This window comes from Lysinibacillus canaveralius (assembly GCF_047301505.1).
Lineage (GTDB): Bacteria > Bacillota > Bacilli > Bacillales_A > Planococcaceae > Lysinibacillus_B.
The window spans coordinates 664,805-683,644 of record NZ_CP154840.1; the positions used below are offsets into that span (position 1 = coordinate 664,805).

Annotated in this window: 16 protein-coding genes and 1 pseudogene; 13 read left to right on the forward strand and 4 right to left on the reverse strand. The window is 41.0% G+C overall.

The genetic code is table 11. The features are described 5' to 3' along the window. Positions 1–48 precede the first annotated feature (48 nt). Genes AA0Y26_RS03205 through AA0Y26_RS03220 form a run of 4 tightly spaced genes read left to right on the forward strand, consistent with a single transcriptional unit; the run spans position 49 to position 3,330 of the window. Positions 49–1,005, forward strand: coding sequence for a FecCD family ABC transporter permease (locus AA0Y26_RS03205; RefSeq protein ID WP_413365069.1), 957 nt, complete (start codon positions 49–51; stop codon positions 1,003–1,005). A gap of 18 nt (positions 1,006–1,023) precedes the next feature. Next, the gene (locus AA0Y26_RS03210) at positions 1,024–1,794 is read left to right on the forward strand and encodes an ABC transporter ATP-binding protein (protein WP_413365071.1); all 771 of its coding nucleotides are present in this window, start codon (positions 1,024–1,026) and stop codon (positions 1,792–1,794) included. A gap of 10 nt (positions 1,795–1,804) precedes the next feature. Beyond that, on the forward strand, positions 1,805–2,491 hold the full coding sequence (gene srtB / locus AA0Y26_RS03215) for a class B sortase (RefSeq protein ID WP_413365073.1): 687 nt from the start codon (positions 1,805–1,807) through the stop codon (positions 2,489–2,491). Between the two features lie 11 nt (positions 2,492–2,502). Further along, the gene (locus tag AA0Y26_RS03220) at positions 2,503–3,330 is read left to right on the forward strand and encodes an EfeM/EfeO family lipoprotein (RefSeq protein ID WP_413365075.1); all 828 of its coding nucleotides are present in this window, start codon (positions 2,503–2,505) and stop codon (positions 3,328–3,330) included. Between the two features lie 215 nt (positions 3,331–3,545). Here AA0Y26_RS03220 and AA0Y26_RS03225 read toward each other — a convergent pair whose 3' ends face one another. Continuing rightward, on the reverse strand, positions 3,546–3,863 hold the full coding sequence (locus AA0Y26_RS03225; protein WP_413365077.1) for a CotD family spore coat protein: 318 nt from the start codon (positions 3,861–3,863) through the stop codon (positions 3,546–3,548). A 799-nt stretch (positions 3,864–4,662) separates the two neighbouring features. Between AA0Y26_RS03225 and AA0Y26_RS03230 the strand changes: the two genes are divergently transcribed. Next, entirely contained in the window at positions 4,663–5,238 is a 576-nt protein-coding gene (locus AA0Y26_RS03230) for an RloB family protein (RefSeq protein ID WP_413365078.1), read from the forward strand. 135 nt (positions 5,239–5,373) lie between these two features. On the opposite strand, the gene AA0Y26_RS03235 is transcribed toward AA0Y26_RS03230, so the two are convergent. Then, positions 5,374–5,877 carry a hypothetical protein gene (locus tag AA0Y26_RS03235; protein WP_413365080.1) on the reverse strand — a complete coding sequence of 168 codons (504 nt, stop codon included), beginning with the start codon at positions 5,875–5,877 and terminating at the stop codon, positions 5,374–5,376. Between the two features lie 163 nt (positions 5,878–6,040). After that, the gene (locus tag AA0Y26_RS03240) at positions 6,041–6,190 is read right to left on the reverse strand and encodes a hypothetical protein (RefSeq protein ID WP_413365082.1); all 150 of its coding nucleotides are present in this window, start codon (positions 6,188–6,190) and stop codon (positions 6,041–6,043) included. Between the two features lie 229 nt (positions 6,191–6,419). On the opposite strand from AA0Y26_RS03240, the gene AA0Y26_RS03245 reads away from it, so the two are divergent. Further along, positions 6,420–7,808 (forward strand): aldehyde dehydrogenase, encoded by a 1,389-nt coding sequence (locus AA0Y26_RS03245; RefSeq protein WP_413365084.1) that lies wholly within the window; start codon positions 6,420–6,422, stop codon positions 7,806–7,808. Positions 7,809–8,074: 266 nt separating this feature from the next. On the opposite strand, the gene AA0Y26_RS03250 is transcribed toward AA0Y26_RS03245, so the two are convergent. Continuing rightward, positions 8,075–9,361, reverse strand: coding sequence for a two-component system sensor histidine kinase NtrB (locus AA0Y26_RS03250; protein WP_413368029.1), 1,287 nt, complete (start codon positions 9,359–9,361; stop codon positions 8,075–8,077). Between AA0Y26_RS03250 and AA0Y26_RS03255 the strand changes: the two genes are divergently transcribed. The 7 genes and pseudogenes from AA0Y26_RS03255 to AA0Y26_RS03285 form a co-directional block, all read left to right on the forward strand. Then, positions 9,299–9,451 (forward strand): hypothetical protein, encoded by a 153-nt coding sequence (locus AA0Y26_RS03255; RefSeq protein WP_413368385.1) that lies wholly within the window; start codon positions 9,299–9,301, stop codon positions 9,449–9,451. The two genes, AA0Y26_RS03250 and AA0Y26_RS03255, sit on opposite strands and share 63 nt — an antisense overlap. Before the next feature lie 303 nt (positions 9,452–9,754). Beyond that, a complete protein-coding gene (locus AA0Y26_RS03260) occupies positions 9,755–10,816 on the forward strand; it encodes a M42 family metallopeptidase (protein ID WP_413365085.1) in 1,062 nt (353 codons plus the stop codon). A gap of 2 nt (positions 10,817–10,818) precedes the next feature. Then, positions 10,819–12,288 carry a UDP-N-acetylmuramoyl-L-alanyl-D-glutamate--2,6-diaminopimelate ligase gene (locus AA0Y26_RS03265; protein WP_413365087.1) on the forward strand — a complete coding sequence of 490 codons (1,470 nt, stop codon included), beginning with the start codon at positions 10,819–10,821 and terminating at the stop codon, positions 12,286–12,288. Between the two features lie 234 nt (positions 12,289–12,522). Beyond that, positions 12,523–13,092, forward strand: coding sequence for a VanZ family protein (locus AA0Y26_RS03270; RefSeq protein WP_413365089.1), 570 nt, complete (start codon positions 12,523–12,525; stop codon positions 13,090–13,092). 137 nt (positions 13,093–13,229) lie between these two features. Further along, a complete protein-coding gene (locus AA0Y26_RS03275; RefSeq protein WP_413365090.1) occupies positions 13,230–14,801 on the forward strand; it encodes a peptide chain release factor 3 in 1,572 nt (523 codons plus the stop codon). Between the two features lie 339 nt (positions 14,802–15,140). Further along, positions 15,141–18,194 carry an efflux RND transporter permease subunit gene (locus tag AA0Y26_RS03280; RefSeq protein WP_413365092.1) on the forward strand — a complete coding sequence of 1,018 codons (3,054 nt, stop codon included), beginning with the start codon at positions 15,141–15,143 and terminating at the stop codon, positions 18,192–18,194. A gap of 120 nt (positions 18,195–18,314) precedes the next feature. After that, positions 18,315–18,596 (forward strand): annotated as a pseudogene (locus AA0Y26_RS03285) (SDR family oxidoreductase); the annotation flags it as partial. Between the last annotated feature and the right edge of the window lie 244 nt (positions 18,597–18,840).

Genomic DNA, 18,840 nt, shown 5'->3' on the forward strand with positions numbered 1-18,840 from the left:
ACCAGTGTTAGAAATGCCATATAGACAGGAAATAAAGGGTGTTTTATTGTGACGAAAAAAATAGTAAGTATTATTGCTGTGATGGGTTTATTAGGTTTGACCATCATATATGCAGCTACTACTGGCAGTGTCCAAATCAGTTATATGGAGTTCCTCACAGGCTTATTTGATAGCACAAACGAGAAAATGGCAGCTATTCGGGATTTGCGTTTCCCGCGCATTTTTGTCGCTATTTTTGCAGGGGCCGCTCTTTCAGTGGCAGGGGTGCTCTTACAGGCAATTATGCGAAACCCGCTGGCAGATGCGGGTATTATCGGGATATCCTCAGGAGCTGCTTTTACAAAGCTGTTCATTGTCTCATTTTTCCCGGCTTACTTTTTCTTCTCACCCATTGCTGCATTCATCGGTGGGGCGATTGCATGTTTGCTCGTGTTTGCATTGTCATGGAAATCCGGCCTAAACCCACTAAAGTTAATCCTTGTCGGAATTGCGATCAATGCTATGTTCTCTGGTTTGACTGAAGCTTTTATCAGCTTTGGTGCCTCTTCAGCAGGCTCCATCACATCCAGCCTGACACTAAAAACATGGGATGATGTGACGGTAATTACTACATACGGATCAATCGGTCTTATCCTCGCATTCGCCATGTATGCGTGGTGCAATGTACTGGTTCTCTCTGATAAAACCGCAAAAAGCATTGGATTCAATTTGACGGGAGCACGTATCGCCATAGCAGCAGTGGCTGTCTTATTGTCAGCGGTTTCTGTTGTGGTGGCAGGAGTGATCTCATTTGTCGGTATCCTTGTGCCGCATATCGCCCGCCGGTTGGTCGGTCATGATCATAAAATACTGATCCCATTCACAGCTTTATTGGGGGCGTTCATTATTTTGCTGGCTGATACAATCGGCCGTACAATGCTGTCGCCGATGGAAATCCCGGCATCTACAATTATGGCCATTATTGGCGGACCATTTTTAATCTTCCTGATCCGCAAAGATAAATAGAAAAGAGTGACAAACGAAATGGAAATCAATCAAGTGATTGTTTCGCATGATGGCACAAAACATCATTTAAACGGTGTCACGACAGCGATTCAAAAAGGGAAAATTACAACAATCATCGGTCCGAACGGCTGTGGAAAATCAACGCTATTAAGTGTCATGGCGCGCAATAACCGTCCATTAGAGGGGCAGGCGCGTCTCGAAAACAGAGATCTGGTGGAATACAAGCCAAAGGAGTTTGCCAAAAAGGTTGCTATTGTCTATCAGCAAAATGATATCCCACAGGACTTAACAGTAGAAAAACTTGTCATGTTCGGACGGATACCTTATTCGTCATTGCTAAAAAAGAAGACGCAAGAAGATGAAGAGGCAGTTACATGGGCGCTGGCCTGTACGAATCTGCTGGGAAAACGTGAAAATGAGTTGTCTGCATTATCCGGGGGAGAGCGCCAGCGTGTGTGGATTGCCATGGCTTTAGCACAAAAGTCGGAAATGCTATGTTTGGATGAACCGACAACTTATCTGGATATTTATTATCAGTTAGAGCTGTTGGAACTGGTGAAAGAGTTAAATGAACAACATGAGCTCACGATCGTGATGGTCCTGCATGACATCAATCAGGCGATTCGCTATAGTGACCATATCATTTTAATGAATGACGGCAAGGTTGTAGCAGAAGGGGAGCCGAAGAACGTCATTACGAAAGAAATCATCAAAGAAGTATACGGTGTAAATGCAGTGTTCCATGAAGACGAGGAACTCGGCCTTTATATGATGCCGCTAAGCATTTAAGGGATGTTGAATGAAAAAAGTTATTCAGTTGGCCTGTATCGTAGTCATGGTATATGCAGGCATGCAAATTGTTCGATATATGTATTCGTATGTGAAGATTGATAACGAGCTGGAGGAGATCCAGAATTTTGCCAATCAAAAGGAGCTAGATGAGCTGCGGCAAGTAAATTCACGTATTATTGGCTGGCTTTCACTGGAGGGAACCAGGCTGGATAATCCTGTCCTGCAGGCAGCGGACAACGAATTTTATCTGAGGCATAATTATTTGGACGAAGAAAGCCGCGGGGGCAGCATCTTCATGGATTATCGAAACAGCCGCGTACTTGACCGGCATACCATTTTTTATGGGCATGTTCTAAGGAATGGAACAATGTTTGGAGAGTTAGCAAAATTTGCTGATCAGGCTTATGCAGAGGCACATCCAGCTTTTCTATATGAAACGCCTGAGAAGCGTTATGAACTTGAAGTGTTTGCTGCTTATAAAACAACGACTGATTTTTATTATATTGAAACTGACTTCACTGATGACTCATATGCTGCATTTTTGGAAGAAATTCAGTTGCGATCTGAAATTACTATGCCGGTACAAATCCGAACAGGGGATCGAATTGTTACATTTTCAACATGTACGACATCTGTCAATGATAAGGAACGTTTCGTTGTTCATGCAAGGGTAATAGAAAAGACGGATTACTAGAGGTGAGAAAAATGACATTTAAAAAAGGACTTGCTGCTGTTATTTTGGCAACGGCTGCACTTGCTGCATGTGGCAGTGATAAAACAGAAAAGACGGAAGAAGAGCAAGCAGTGAAAGAAGAAATTGATCTATCATCTGAAACAGAACAGTTCCGTACATTTGCAATAGAACAGATGGAGGCCTTCATCGCTGATGCAGAAATGCTAGCAGGGTATGTGAAGGACGGAAAGCTGGAGGAAGCGCAGAAGCTTTACCCGCTTGTTCGGATGTATTATGAACGATTGCAGCCGATAAAAGCAAGCTTCTCTGAACTAGATACACAAATTGACGTACCAATTACTGCAGACAAAGAAGATGAAGCAGCAGGCTTCCGAGGTTTGGAATACGGATTGTTCAATCAAAAAGAGACTGTTGGCTATGAAGCAGTGGCAGAGGGACTTGTGGCAAATATTAAAAAGTTAAATGAAGAGCTGCCGAAAGTGGAGCTGGAAGGGCAGAAGTTGTTAGATGATACAGAAAATATGCTGGCGCAAATAACAAAAGAGCAATTGACAGACAAAGAAGTAAGCTATGCGGGAGCCCATATTTATGATGTGAAGGCAAATACTGAGGCTGTGGAAGAAATCGTGAAAATTTTTATGAACCGTGCGGATGCAGAACAAGCGGAGGCTGTCACAGAGAAAGTAACAAAGCTAAATGAGGTTATCGCTTATTATGAAGTTGGCAAGGAAGATTATGTGAACTATAGCTATTTTACAAATACCCAAAAGCAGGAATTGATTCAGTCACTTTCAGATGTTCACCATGCACTAGAAAAAATGAATGCATCCATACAATAGTTGTTTAAAAGTCTACGCAGAAATAATGCGTAGACTTTTTTATTATGAAAGATAGTATTTACTTGCTGCATAGTATAAATGTCTAGGTAGCCGGCTTATTTTGCGAGATTATTTCATTCATGAAAACTTTCAAAAAAAGAACAATATCCCGGCTGTGAAGAGCCGGGATATTGTTTAATAGGCGTCCAAAATTTTAGGCAATAGCAGGAAGAGAGTTAGAATCGTCTTTTTCTTGAGGAACCACAACCGTGTTGTGGCATGCCGCAGATTGTATTTGTTTCAAAGCATTCATTTACTACAGATTCAGTATGCGGGAAAAAGTGCTGATTGTGAATCATATGTCGATTGACTGTTGTTGTATGAGATGGGTGAATGCGCGGCACATAAGTGTTGTAAATATTTGTCCGGACAAACTCACGTGTCGGTGAAACGATTGGCTGTTCGAAAGTATCAGGGAATACTTGAGGTGCAGAGTTGTAAGGAGATTGACCGAAGCCGTTTCTACCTTGATTGAACCAATTTCCTCCGTACATTGGGTAGCCTCCTTTATCCTATAATGTAATTCCTTATTAACATATGATGGCAGGTCTTACTGGTATAGTTATATACCTATTTCTCACAATAAAAATAACAATAAGGTACACGAGAGACTCAATTGAAATTGTTGAATAGCATAATCTGTTTCCTATTGGGGTGATAAATGAGGGCAAATGGTGCTATAGACAAGCTCTCTTCTATTATAGTGTGTCATCAGGTAAGTAATAGGTAGAAGTGATGTAAGTAGAGGCTTGTTAGAAGAGTGTAAACATGCTGATTCGTCTTCAGAGTGAGGCATGCGAAGCGCCTATCTTTTTTCAGCGGGACAGGCCAGGCTTTTATTACAAGTACATATTAATTTAGAGAGGAATTCAGGGCCAAAACAATATGTTATGCAGCAGAATTTGTGTGACGAATGGTTTCCGGTTCCTAATTAAGCGAATAGGTGCTCAATGCTTATTTACTTGTTAGATTTCCTGTTGCTGATGGTGCACAGCTACTAGCTGCCTCTTTGTCCTCCGTAAAACTACATCCCCCTATTATTCGTTCAAGATAAAGCTTGCATACGAAAACGTCTCTGTATCATATCCTTTGTTGTAAAGCAGTATTACTTTCTTAATCATGATTTTAGAGGCCTTGTCATTTCGGTAAAAGGACGGTAATTATTTGGTGCAGTATCGCTTTATGGATACGCGTAACTTATTAATGAAAAGGGGTCACTGAAACTTTCTGTAGCCTGCTGGTTACAGCTGTAGAGCGAGAGAAATCAAGATTACCGATAAGTGAGGGAAAGCGATGGGAATGAGGAAAAGAGGATGGCTCGCCTTACGCAGAAAAGTCCTTATTTATTGTGAAGGTGAAACAGAAAGGATTTATTTTGAGCAGATCCGTATTTTGAAACGTTCAAAAATGGCCAGCGTAAAAATAAAGAATGCGAAACGCTCTGCTATGAAGCTGGCACAGCACGCATACCGTGATGCAAGCCATCAGCCGTTTGATGAGGTGTGGATTGTCTTTGACAAAGATGATTTAAATACTCAGCAATTACTAGAGGTCAATGTTTATTGCACGGAGCACAATATCCGTATTGCTTATACTAATGAATCATTTGAATTGTGGTTACTTTTACACTTTGAGCAGATTGACGTTAGTCAAGTTTATCCGAGGGCGCTGTTAAATGAAAAAATGGAGGAATATCTTGGTGTTTCACGCTACAGAAGAAATAAGGGGAATGTGGAGGTCATCGCTCCTATCGCTCTTCGTCATGAAATTGCGATCCGTAATTGTACGGCCATGATGGAATCAAGAGAGGGGAATAGTCTGGATAACCCTTACTGCAACGTCCATGAAATGATTAGGACTGTCTTTTAAACAAGGCGTAAAGAGAAATCAGAGAAAATAGGCAGGTAACGGTTATCCAAAAAAAGTGAGGGAAGCTAGTGAAATAGGCGATACTTTATCGCAATATAGGGACTAGCATGGAACCCTCACTGCCGGGAAATTCAGTTATTGTAAAGTTTCATGCTTTTCATAGGAAGAAGCGATTTCAGGTAAGTCATTATAACGAACGGTATGTAACTGATCCAGCGTCTTTCTATCCATTGTGAGCGTCAATACTTCTACATTTTCACTTTCCTCCTGCATAAACCAGGCAATTGTAAATGTATTAAGTGTATCGACTTTTTGTACATCCTGCAGCATGTTAAATGTGTTTTTAAGGAGTGTATCCTCTGTCAGAAATTCGGTTGTCTGTAATTGTAACAATGCATCTTCCCGGTTGCCGTTAGGAGAGACCTGGATATCAAGAATTGAATCTTCCAGTAGATGCTTTTCAGCAATTTGAGCTAGTGAAGTCATTGTCGCGTAACCAGGTGTCTTTTTAGCCGCTTGTTCCTCGAGACTTGCGAGATCATCTTCATCCGGCTTATCCGAAAGAAAAATGCCCACTCCCCCAATAACAATCAAAATTAATAAAAAAACCATATAAAGCTTCGTGAATTTTCTAAACATACAGCCCCTCCACGTTTATAGTCAATCTCTTTAGCGATTATACGGGGGATGGGAAGGAAATGCAAAGTGGAGGGAATAAAAGACAATGTAAAAAAGCGCAGCATAAGCTTTCCGATCGGCCTGACTGCGCTTTAGATTAAATTTTCATATTTAGTTATTTACATTAATATTCAGTTTCATCTTGAATTTCAGGCAATTGTTCCTTGAAATATAGGAATGATTCGTCTTCTAGTTGATGCAGTTTTTTCTCGTCGATTCCTATTGCTAGTACGCCAGAAAAAATAGTCTCCCACCATGTCTCTGTAATAATCATAAAAATTGCCTCCTTCTTTTAGTGGAAATAGTAAGTCTCCGTTTTGTTGTTGATAAACTGTACCCTAGCGATTTTATTTGTAAACATTCAGTGCAAGTGTTACGATTTTTGTACCAACATGCATCATCGGAAAGGGTTTAACATTACCGATGTAATGTATATATAGTTAATATGTGAGCAAGCAGTTGGATTATGCATTCAAATTAAAAAAAGAGGGGGAAAATAGACAATGAATTTTACGCAAGCAGATGTAGAAAATATGATTGAAGAGCAGCGAACGTATTATTTTACAAGGGCTACAAAGGATATAGAATTTCGTAAATCACAGCTTGTAAAGCTGAAGGAAACAATTAAAAAGTATGAAAAAGATGTTATTCAGGCCTTGAAGCTGGATTTAAATAAAAGTGAATTTGAAGCTTATGCAACGGAAATCGGAATAGTCTATGACTCCATTTCCTATATGCTGGATCACTTGGATGAATGGATGAAGCCGGAAGCGGTAAAGACACCTATTCAGTTCCAGCCTGGTAAGAGCTTTATCGTAAGGGAACCTTATGGGGTAGTATTGATTATTGGACCGTTCAATTATCCATTCCAGCTTGTCATCGAGCCGCTGCTCGGAGCAATTATTGGAGGAAATACTGCTATCGTCAAGCCTTCGGAGTCCAGTGTTCATACGGCAGCGATACTAAAAACAATTTTAGAAGAAACTTTTGAACCGTATTACGTTCGTGTAGTTGAGGGCGAGAAAGAAGAAGTAACAGCCCTTATTCACGCTTCTTTTGACTATATCTTCTTTACAGGGAGTGTCGCAGTAGGCAAAATCGTAGCGAAGGCTGCTGCTGAAAGACTGACACCAATTGCTTTGGAGCTAGGTGGTAAAAGTCCGGCAATCGTAGACCAGACGGCAAACTTAGACGTAGCTGCTAAACGTATTGCCTGGGGGAAATTCAATAATGCCGGCCAGACATGTGTAGCACCGGATTATGTGCTTGTGCAGCGTTCCGTTTATAAGAAGTTTGTGCAAAAGCTGCAAAAAACACTTACACAATTTTATGGAAAAGACCCGCAGCAAAGTAAGGACTTCGGCCGTATTATTAATGAACGGCAATTTAACCGCCTGCAGTCAATTTTAGACCAGGAAGCTGGGAATATTACGTTTGGCGGCCGTACAGAAGCCGATGATTTATATATTGAGCCTACGATTTTAGAAAATGTAGATTGGTCCAGCCCATCGATGGAAGACGAATTATTTGGCCCGATCATGCCAATCATGGCTTATGAAGACTTGCCGCGCGTTATACACTGTGTGCGCCAATTGCCAAAGCCTCTTGCAGCTTATCTATTCTCTGAAAATGAAGGTGCAATCGAATACTTCCTAGAGGAGCTGCCATTTGGCGGCGGCTGTATTAACGATGTAATAACACATGTAGGGAATGCCCATCTACCATTTGGAGGCGTAGGACCTTCAGGGGTTAAAGCCTATCATGGTAAAGCAAGCTTTGAGAACTTTACACATCCAAAGTCCATTTTAAAACGGTCATCAAAGCTGGCAAACAATCTATTGTTCCCGCCATATAAGCAAAAGGTAAAATTAGTACGTACAATTATGAAATAATGTACTATTCGCCTGATGATAAGGGACGTAAGGTACCTATTTAACCATGTTTAATAACTATTTCCAGGCTTTATTGGAGAAATAATGAGAGTTTCTTTAAAAATCAAGCCGTGTTGTAATTAATTATAAAAAAATCAAAAATAAACCAGGAGAGGGTAAAGCTTACCCATCCTGGTTTTTTAGTATAGAAACAGACTTTGGACAATTCATAGTAATTGAATGGAGAGAAAGTAGCGGAAAGTATATTCATCGATGAGATATAATGATTAGTTATCTAATGGAAGAAGAGGAAAAGTAATAGAAATCTCTGTTCCGACTTGTTCTTGACTGCGCAGCGTAATGGATCCCATATGTTCTGTAATGATTTTGTTGGTAATCATCATACCAAGGCCAGTCCCTTTTGATTTTGTTGTATAAAATGGTTCAAAAATTCGTTTTAGCAGATGGGGAGGAATGCCGGCTCCAGTATCCATTAGGTGGATAAATAGATGATCATCATCATTGCTTAATGTAAGTGTAATTCTGCCCTCGTAGCCAATTGCCTCAATCGCATTTTGAATCAAGTTAATAAATACCTGCTTGATTTGATTGGCATTTCCGTTAATGATTGTACGCTGCTTCTGAGCGTCTATCGAAAAATGGATTTGGCGGCTCTGGAACTCCAATAAAAAAAGCTCTATTACCTCATCTAATATGACAAGAAGGTCGATTCGTTTATATGTCTCTGCCTGAGGTCGCGATAGAATGAGAAAGTTTGAGATAATCGTATCAATTCGTTCGATCTCTGACTGAAGCGTCCCTGTGTAGCTATAGTAGGGAGAGTCTTTATCAGATGCCATCATTTGGGCAAATCCTGAAATAACAGTCATCGGATTGCGAATTTCATGTGCTACCCCTGCAGCAATTTCGCCAGCTAGATTTAACTTTTCGGATTGCATTACTAATCTCTCGTGTTCTTTAATTAGTGAGATATCACGGGAGATGACAGAAATTGCAATAATGTCATCATATTCATTATAGATGGGCGATAAGGAAATCTGCGCATCAAAGACAGTACCATCTTTTTTCATATCCTGGGTTTCCAGAAGGTGAAAGCTTTCCCCCTTCATCAATCGGTTTATTCTTTCTTTTGCTGCCGCTGAATTGGCAGAAGGAATAAGAGGCAGGGAATGGCCGATACATTCTTTCCGGCTCCATCCATATAATCTTTCAAATGCGGGATTCACCTCGATCGTTTTTTCTTCTAAATCAAACACAGCAATGGCGTCCTCAGCTTGCTCAAAAAACAAATGCAAGTATGCCTCGGTGGAAGAAAGCCTTCGTTCTCGCTCAAGATTAGTATGCTCAACCGTTTTCCAAAACCGACGTATATATAATAGTTGTATGGTTCCTAATAGAACAATCAGTAAAAGAAAAAAAATATACATCTCATGGACAGCAGATGACGGGAGGTACGTTGGCTCGAAGAGAAAGAACAGAATAAAGGCGGCTTGAACGCTGCATCCAAGGGAGGCGGTCAAGGTAATGATAAAAGATTGATAAATGCTCACCATCAGGATAAAAAACAGAAACCAGTAGAAAGCAATGATCTGCTGATTGCTCAAAATGCTGAAAACGATGAGAAAATTCCAAGTGCACAGTAAGGTGATTCGTATAACTTTTGGTGATATTTTTAGGGAAAATAAAAGACCTATGAGTGCAATAGAAGCAGTGGCAATAAAAGGATAATTGTGACTATATTCAAATATTCCTGCAATGATTGTTATAAAATAAATAAAAAAAGCGATTGTCATGGAAAAGTAAATGAACAAATTGCGTTTATGCAAAATTTCTAATTGCTGCATCATGCACCTCAAATCACGTTAATATTTTCATGATACATGATTTCCCTGTGTCGATAAACGCTGAATTTTGTTATGATAAATAAAATCGAGGGGGTATTTGACATGAACTACAATTTTAATGAAGAAAACGCTGTGAATTTGTTAGAAGAGTTGGTAAAAATAGCAAGTCCATCTGGGTATACGACAGAGATTATGCGCTTTATGGGTAGATATCTACATAATTTAGGGATTGATTATAAGAAAACGAATAAAGGTGCCCTTATCGTAACGTTCGAAGGTGAAAATAAAGAAAAACAACGCCTGTTGACAGCTCATACAGATACATTAGGCGCTATTGTAAAAGAGATTAAGCCGAGCGGCCGCTTAAAACTGGGGATGATTGGCGGGTTTAATTGGAATGCGGTAGAAGGAGAATACTGTACAATTCATACTGCCGCAGGCGATAAAATTCGTGGTACAATTTTAATGCATGAAACAACTGTCCATGTATACCGCGGGGCGGATAATTTAAAGCGTGATGAAAATCATATAGAAGTACGACTTGATGCAAAGACTTCATCACCTAAAGAAACACGGGAAATGGGGATTGAGGTAGGAGACTTTGTATCCTTTGATGTTCGTTTTGAAAAGACGGAAACCGGTTTTATCAAATCTCGTCATCTTGATGATAAGGCGAGTACAACACTTTTATTAGAAGTGATGAAATATCTAAAGGAAAACGATATAAAGCTGCCATATACAACGCATTTCTATATTTCCAACAATGAAGAAATCGGTTATGGAGGAAATTCAAATATTCCAGTTGAAGTGGTTGAATATATAGCAGTAGATATGGGAGCTATTGGTGATGGACAGACAAGCGATGAGTATACCGTTTCTATCTGTGCGAAAGATTCAAGTGGTCCATACCATTATGAATTAACTCGCCATCTTGTTGAGCTTGCAAAAGCTAATCAGATCGATTATAAGCTCGATATCTACCCTTACTACGGCTCGGATGCCTCTGCAGCAATCCGTGCAGGGTACGATATCCGTCATGCGCTGTTTGGACCGGGAATAGAATCAAGCCATGCTTATGAACGTACACATATCGATTCCCTGAAAGCTACGGCACAGCTATTGTTTGCTTATATTATGTCACCACTAGTTGAAATGGAGGATTAAGCATGTATGCAGAAGAAATTTTGAGCGCTCTTCCGCACAAAAAAGTCATTGGGCGTTTGCCGAATAATATTAAAGATATCGCAATTGATTCGCGTGGTGTACAACCGAGTACGCTATTCATTTGTATTAAAGGCTATACAGTAGATGGGCATGACTTTGCCCAAAAGGCTGTGGATGCTGGTGCAACAATAGTTGTAACAGAACGTGAACTTGATTTAAAAGGGAATATTGCCCAGGTTGTTGTTGACAGTACAGACCGGGCGCTAGGGTTGTTATCGGCAAAGTTCTTTGATTATCCGTCTAATGATTTGACGATGATCGGGGTAACAGGAACAAACGGAAAGACGAGTGTAGCTGGTATCATTCACAATATTTTAGTTGGACTTGGTGAGAAATCAGCCCTCTCTGGTACGATTGGCTTTAATTTAAATGGTGTGCTGTACGAATCAGCGAACACAACAAGTGATGCCCTCAATACTCAGCAGATGATTTTCCGTGCAAAAATGGAAGGCTGCCGTGCAATGGTCATGGAGGTCTCTTCACATGGTTTGACACTTGGCCGTTTGGCTGGGGTAGATTATGATGTAGCTATTTTCACGAACTTGACACATGACCACTTGGATTTCCATGGCACGATGGAGGAGTACGGAAATGCAAAGGGACTGCTGTTTTCACAGCTCGGACAAGACTTATCGAAAAACAAAAGTGTTGTTTTAAATGCAGATGACCCTTGGAGCGAGCGGTATGCAAAGCTGACGCCGTTTCCAATTTGGACATACGGACTTAAAAATCAGGCAGTATTCAGCGCTGAAAATATCCGTTATGAAAATGGCATGACCTATTTTGATATGCTGACACCGGAAGGGACTTTCCCGGTAGCTATGCATTTGCTGGGTGAATTTAATGTCTATAATATCCTTGCAGCTACGGCAACCTTCTATTCACGCGGTTTTGCTTTGGAGTTGATTATCGAACAAATTGAAAATCTCCCGCCAGTAAAAGGCCGTATGGAAAAGGTACATACAGAACTGCCGATACAAATTTTCATCGACTATGCACATACGCCGGATGCAATCGAAAAAGCAATTGATGCTGCACTTCCCTATAAAAAGGAAGGAAGGAAGCTTATTTTCCTTGTTGGAACGGGAGGAAACCGGGATAAATCAAAAAGACCGGCCATGGCAGAAAAAGCCTCAATAGCTGATTATGTGATATTGACAACAGATGACCCACGCTACGAAGCATATGACAGTATTACAGGTGATCTGGCAAAAGGAATGCTCCATGATAACTATGCGTGCATCGGTGACCGTGCAGAAGCAGTGCGCCATGCAGTGGAAATCGCAGAGCCTGGTGATATCATTATTTTTGCGGGTAAAGGACATGAAGATTATCAGATTATCGAAAACAAAAAATATCCACACAGCGACGCGCAAATCGCTATTGAAGCAGGGAAATTAAAATTCGTATAAGAAGAGGGGCTGGTCCTAAAAGGGGCAAGCCCTTTCTTTTTTGACAGCCTAACTGGAAACTTCATAAAAAACTGGCTGCACTGGCTTATTTGATCAAGTAGCTGCCATAATGAAGCTCTATTGCAATAACCTTCTTAAAAGAAAATAACAAAATACCACTTATCAGCCTCGGTTATGGGAGAAATAAGGAAACTTTCGCGAGTAAAAAGCGTGATAGATAGAGAGGTGAACAGGATGATAGAAGAATTTTTAAGAAGCACAGTTGTTTATTGCATAATCCTGGCACCGGTTTATGTGATTGCACGCTTCCTTTGGTTAAGAAACAAGGAAAAGAGTACTGGCAGGGAAGTTACCATGCTGCTGTTCTTTTTCTATAGCGTCAGTATTTTTTCACAAACGATTATTCCACAATTTTGGATAGGAAACGGCCATATTGAAGTGGCCGCTCATACTTACAGAAGTAATAACCTTGTACCTTTTGCTACTATTTCTGCCTACACAGAACAGCTTCAGGGGCCGCTCGCCCGTATAGCCTTTTATAATTTGGCAGGAAATGTGGTTCTCTTTATCCCATTTGGCTTTTTTATTCCGCTTTTATGGTCTTCCTTCAGAAAATGGGGAAGAATGTTTATCATAGCTCTTGCTATCCCTTTATTTATTGAGGGGGTACAGTATTTTATCGGAAGAAGTACGGATATCGACGATGTCATTTTGAATGCAATAGCCATTTTAATCGGCTGCTTCCTCTATCGAATAATGGTCTGGCTTAGTAAATTTATGAAGAATGAGCAAAAAAGGTTGTAACGGGCAGCATAACTCTTTTAAAATAAGTAAGTATGTTGGAAAGGCACATGTCCTGCAGCAGAGGGGCAATTGGTGTCTTTCTCGTGCGGATGTATTATCAATTCATTGCTTATCCGCTGAAAAAGGAGACGAAACGAATGACGTTAGAACAAAATATATTATCACGTCGTACCTTTGCTATCATTAGTCACCCTGATGCTGGTAAAACGACGATTACGGAAAAGCTGCTGTTATTCGGGGGCGCTATTCGCGACGCCGGAACAGTAAAAGGAAAAAAGACAGGGAAATTTGCGACTTCCGACTGGATGGAAATCGAGAAACAACGTGGGATCTCGGTAACATCTTCAGTGATGCAGTTTGATTATTCAGGATGCCGTGTTAATATCCTGGATACACCAGGTCACCAAGATTTCTCGGAAGATACGTACCGTACATTGATGGCAGTAGACAGTGCCGTCATGGTTATTGATGCTGCCAAAGGGATTGAGGCGCAGACGCTGAAGCTATTTAAAGTATGTAAAATGCGGGGTATTCCAATCTTTACATTTATTAATAAGCTTGACCGTCAAGGGAAAGAGCCGCTAGAGCTAATTGAAGAGCTAGAGGAAGTACTCGGTATCCATGCATATCCAATGAACTGGCCAATTGGTATGGGAAAAGAATTCCTCGGTATTTATGATCGATACAATAAACGAATCGAACAGTTCCGTACAGAAGAAGCAGACCGCTATTTGCCCGTAGATGACAACGGAGAGCTGGCAGTGGATCACCCAATGAAAGTAACATCCTACTATACGCAGGCGATGGATGATATCGAATTATTAAATGAAGCTGGGAATGAATATTCGGAGGAGAAAATCCGCCGTGGTGAGTTAACACCTGTATTCTTCGGTTCTGCATTAACGAACTTCGGTGTACAGACATTCTTGGATACGTATTTGAAATTTGCACCTGTACCGCAGCCGCGGATTACAGAAGATGAGCAGTTCATTGATCCAGTTGATTATAAGGACTTTTCAGGTTTTATCTTTAAAATTCAAGCAAACATGAATCCAGCACACCGGGATCGTATCGCATTTGTGCGGATTGTATCAGGACAATTTGAGCGTGGGATGAATATGACGCTCGCACGTACAGGCAAGTCTTTTAAAGTAACACAATCTACACAGTTCTTGGCAGATGATCGTGAAACAGTGGATATCGCAGTTGCTGGTGACATTATCGGTCTATATGATACAGGAAATTACCAAATCGGCGACACGGTCATCGGCGGGAAAAAGACATTTCAATTTGAAAAGCTGCCTCAGTTCACGCCTGAAATTTTCATGCGTGTGACAGCGAAAAACGTTATGAAAGGGAAGCAATTCCAAAAAGGCGTGCTGCAGCTAGTGCAAGAGGGTGCTATCCAATACTTCAAGACGCTGCATACAGAAGAAGTAATCTTGGGAGCAGTTGGTCAGTTACAGTTCGAGGTATTCGAGCATCGTATGAAAAATGAGTATAATGTAGAAGTGCGTATGGAGCCGATCGGCAGCAAAATGGCACGTTGGGTCGAAAATGAAGAAGACGTGAAGGATTCAATGAACTCTGCACGTTCGATGCTTGTGAAGGACCGTTATGACAACCTTGTTTTCCTATTTGAAAATGAATTTGCTATGCGTTGGTTTTCAGAGAAAAACGAGCAAATCAAACTATATAGCCTACTATAATTTTCAAACCGTTTCCTACTTAGCAGGAAACGGTTTTTTTGCTGTTCAGAAAATTAGAGACCATTTTCTATTTCATCATTTGGAAATCGTCGCTCTGCCGAAGAACGTATTATAGGCTTTCCAATCTTCGTGGTTAAAGCCTCTGGCGCTTAACAGGAGTGGGCAAGCATTTGAGAGCATTTGGTTTATGTGCAAAGCTAAAAAGGAAGAGAAATTTGAAATTTTGGCTAAAATAAGGCAACATTACCTCGTAGAGAAAAGATTTCCCTTTATCAAGAAAGGAATAAATCGACAAGAAACGAATATATAAGCGAGCATACAGCTAGAAAGGATTTCTATATGAAAATAACTGATTTTTCAATAAAGCGGCCTGTGTTTACATTTGTAACAATGGTGCTCGTCATCTTATTGGGTGCAGTATCATTATTGAAAATACCAATTACCCTCATTCCGGAGCTGAATCCACCGATTGGGGTAGTGGTGGCTACTTATCCAGGGGCCAGTCCTACAGAGGTAAATGAAAAAGTAACGAAGCCTCTGGAGTCCAGTCTCGCTACATTGCCTGGTATACAGAAGCTGCAATCGACATCTCAAGAAAGCACCAATCTTATTGTGCTGGAGTTCGATTGGTCAACAGATATAAGTGAGGTTCAATCAGAGGTGCTTCAGCGTCTGGATATGGTTAACCTGCCGGAGGAGGCAAATGCAAGCTTTTTAAAATTTGATCCTTCTCAATTGCCTATTATTCAACTGGCTTTGCGAGCTGAAACAGACGAGGTAGATATTCGAAAGATTGCAGAGCAATTGGAATTAGAGCTGCAGCGGCAAGATGGTGTGGCCAGTGTGAATGTGTCAGGGAAAATCATTGAAGAAATTCAGATTGCCCTAGACGCAGAAGCACTGGAGGCACGCAATTTAGCCCAATCAGATATCGTTCAGCTCATTCAGGCGAACAATATCTCTCTTCCAGGTGAGTCCGTCAATACAGAGGAAGGGCGCATGTTAACGACACGTATAGTAAGCACCTTCACTTCTGCAGAAGAAATAGCTAATCTTACGCTCTCTGTCAATCCGTTGACAGGAGAGGAAATAAAAATGAAGGATATAGCGAATGTAGAGCGGGCAGAGCAAGAGCAGGAAATCATTACCCGCGCAGGTGCGCAGAGCGCGGTATTAATGTCTGTCCTGCAAGAATCGGGAGCAAATACTGCGCAAGTATCAACAAACTTCAAAGAAGCACTGGATGAATTATTAGCTAAGCCTGAGTTTTCCGGTGTTCAGGCAGATATTTTATATGACCAAGGAGATTATGTCGACCTGGCTATTAGTAATATTGGATTTTCTTTGCTTTACGGTGCCATTTTTGCCATGCTTATTTTGTTTATTTTCCTGCGGGGCTTAAAAAGCCCTATGATTGTCGGACTCGCAATTCCGTATTCAGTCATCGTAACATTTGTCCTTATGTACTTCGCGGATTTTTCGCTGAACATTTTGACACTTGGTGCTTTGGCGCTTGGGATAGGGATGCTTGTCGATAATGCCATAGTAGTCATTGAAAATATCGAACGGCACATAGCGCTTGGTAAATCTCCAAAAGAGGCAGCTTCGATAGGTACAAAAGAAGTTGGAGTGGCCATTATTGCATCTACGCTGACAACGGTGGCCGTATTTGTTCCTGTCATCTTTACCTCAGGGCTGATTGGCCGGATTTTCACTGAATTTGCGCTGACAATTTCCTTTAGCCTATTTGCATCGCTGGTTGTGGCTCTTACGGTAGTGCCGATGCTTGCTAGTAAATTTTTAAGTACGAAAAATGGAAATTTAAATGAGCAGCGAGCCCATTCAGCATTTTATCAGTCTTATCGAAAAGCCTTAAACTGGACATTGCACAATCGTTTCCTTGTTTTATTTGTAATTGGGGCAATATTTGCTGCAAGCTGCTTTGCGCTGTTTAAGACAGGCACAGAGTTCATCCCGCCGACAGATGAGGGATATGTGACGGTAGATGTAGAGTTGCCACGTGGAACGTCTCTTGCTGCTACAGAAGAAATAATCACACAAGTAGAAACGCGGATAGAAAAGGAGCCGGAAGTGGACGTATTAGTTAGCATGATCGGCGGCGACCAGCAAGCCCTTTCACGAGGAACTTCAACTTCAAATAAAGCTCAGCTCTATGTAAAACTTGTCCCGCTATCAGAACGCGATCGGTCAATCTTTGAGTTTACAGAAGTAGTAGAGGCAGATGTGAAGGGAATTGTCGGTGACAGGGGAGAGGTTGATTTTTCATTAACTACGTCGTCTGGTTCATCACCGAATACTATGACTTTCCGGGTGACAGATTCGGATGAAGTTCGATTGAACGAGACGGTGAAGGAAATACAGGCTGAGCTAGAAAAGGTAGAAGCCATTTTAGAGGTTACGACAGATTTAGATGCCACGGCTGATGAAATTCAAATTACTGTCAATCGTGAGGCGGCAAATGAATATGGCATGATGCCGGCTCAAATAGCCCAAACCGTTTATTCTATGATGCGGGGGGTATTAACTACTCAAATATTAGCAGATGATGGCGAAGTACTATCGGTCTATACAGGGTTTGGTGATACGTATAAGACGGATGTAGAATCTGTAAAAAGAATGAAACTTCGCACAGCAGCCGGTGTATTTGTTGAACTGCAAGATGTAGCCGACGTCTCCATTGCTGCCAGCCAGACATCTATCCGTAGATCAGATCAAGCAGCTGCCGTTGCTTTCTTTCTTCAATACGAAAATGCTGAGTCACTAAGCAGTATTTCGAAAAAAGTAGACACAGCAATTGAAAAGGCGGAATTACCTTCAGAAACGTCAATTGTATTCAGTGGAGACCGGGAGCTTTATGAAAATGCAAAAAGTGATTTGTACCTTGCTGTCGGACTAGCCGTTATATTAGTCTATATTGTTATGGCGGCCCAATTTGAATCATTGAGATATCCATTTATCATGATTTTAAGTGTACCGCTAATGGTAATTGGTGTGGCAGCTTCATTATGGCTGACAAATACATTACTTGGTATCACGGCTGTGATCGGGATTCTAGTTCTCGTTGGTATTGTAGTAAACAATGGTATTGTCCTTGTTGACTATATTAATCAGAAGAAGGCAGAAGGGTATCGTACTTATGACGCCATTATAGTTGGTGCACAGGACCGTTTACGTCCTATTTTAATGACTGCACTCACTACAATGCTTGGTCTTGTGCCGCTGGCTCTCGGAATTGGGGAAGGAACCGAGATGAACCAGCCAATGGCCATTGTCGTAATCGGGGGATTATTTACTTCGACACTGCTGACTCTATTTATTGTCCCAATCATCTATAGTTTGATCGATCAAGAAACGAGGAAAAGGGCTTCATAAGGGGAAGTGAAAGGTGGGTGCATCCTATTGATTGAATTTCCTCGGTTTATAGCAAGTCACTTAGCCCGCCGCCTTTTAGCATGCAGATGATATAGGCGTCTTTTAGAGACAGAGCTCGTACACCTGCTTGCATCAAAGAATGATTACGAAGAAACAAAGCATAAAGCAGAAGTGCATGTGGAGGAGTTGAGATCAGAAATTCCTCTCACGGTTATTCGACTAGGAATTGTTTGCGGGCCTACTAAGACAGGAGAGAATGCTGGGTTCGATGTATGCACTGTTCAGAAATGCTTAAGGAATACTAATATCTCTTGTCCAGCAGTAGTTGAAATAATGCCCATATTAGTAGAGTTTTATAAGAAAAATAAAAATCACAAAGAATTGTTAATTCCTATCAAATAATATAGTTGCATTCTTTGCTGGGTATCGTTTATACTTGTATTACAAAGTAACTGAATATCCGTTGACATTTTGTCAAAGGGGAGTAGCTATAAGTAGGAAACTACTTACTTCACATTCGTCATGACATGGTTTGGAGCCATCGGGTGTGATAGCATAAAATTGTGCTTAGCAAGACCTTTGCCTATTTTTTAGGCATGGGTCTTTTTCTTTGTCTTTAAACGGATTTTTCAGCTTTGCCTTGTTG

Coding starts and splice junctions, on each gene's coding strand:
- AA0Y26_RS03240 (WP_413365082.1), bottom strand. CDS start 6,190: ATGATTATTACAGAGACATGGTGGGAGACTATTTTTTCTGGCGTACTA.
- AA0Y26_RS03230 (WP_413365078.1), top strand. CDS start 4,663: ATGGGAATGAGGAAAAGAGGATGGCTCGCCTTACGCAGAAAAGTCCTT.
- AA0Y26_RS03275 (WP_413365090.1), top strand. CDS start 13,230: ATGACGTTAGAACAAAATATATTATCACGTCGTACCTTTGCTATCATT.
- AA0Y26_RS03280 (WP_413365092.1), top strand. CDS start 15,141: ATGAAAATAACTGATTTTTCAATAAAGCGGCCTGTGTTTACATTTGTA.
- AA0Y26_RS03250 (WP_413368029.1), bottom strand. CDS start 9,361: ATGGTGAGCATTTATCAATCTTTTATCATTACCTTGACCGCCTCCCTT.
- srtB (WP_413365073.1), top strand. CDS start 1,805: ATGAAAAAAGTTATTCAGTTGGCCTGTATCGTAGTCATGGTATATGCA.
- AA0Y26_RS03245 (WP_413365084.1), top strand. CDS start 6,420: ATGAATTTTACGCAAGCAGATGTAGAAAATATGATTGAAGAGCAGCGA.
- AA0Y26_RS03220 (WP_413365075.1), top strand. CDS start 2,503: ATGACATTTAAAAAAGGACTTGCTGCTGTTATTTTGGCAACGGCTGCA.
- AA0Y26_RS03270 (WP_413365089.1), top strand. CDS start 12,523: ATGATAGAAGAATTTTTAAGAAGCACAGTTGTTTATTGCATAATCCTG.
- AA0Y26_RS03260 (WP_413365085.1), top strand. CDS start 9,755: ATGAACTACAATTTTAATGAAGAAAACGCTGTGAATTTGTTAGAAGAG.
- AA0Y26_RS03235 (WP_413365080.1), bottom strand. CDS start 5,877: ATGTTTAGAAAATTCACGAAGCTTTATATGGTTTTTTTATTAATTTTG.
- AA0Y26_RS03210 (WP_413365071.1), top strand. CDS start 1,024: ATGGAAATCAATCAAGTGATTGTTTCGCATGATGGCACAAAACATCAT.
- AA0Y26_RS03265 (WP_413365087.1), top strand. CDS start 10,819: ATGTATGCAGAAGAAATTTTGAGCGCTCTTCCGCACAAAAAAGTCATT.
- AA0Y26_RS03225 (WP_413365077.1), bottom strand. CDS start 3,863: ATGTACGGAGGAAATTGGTTCAATCAAGGTAGAAACGGCTTCGGTCAA.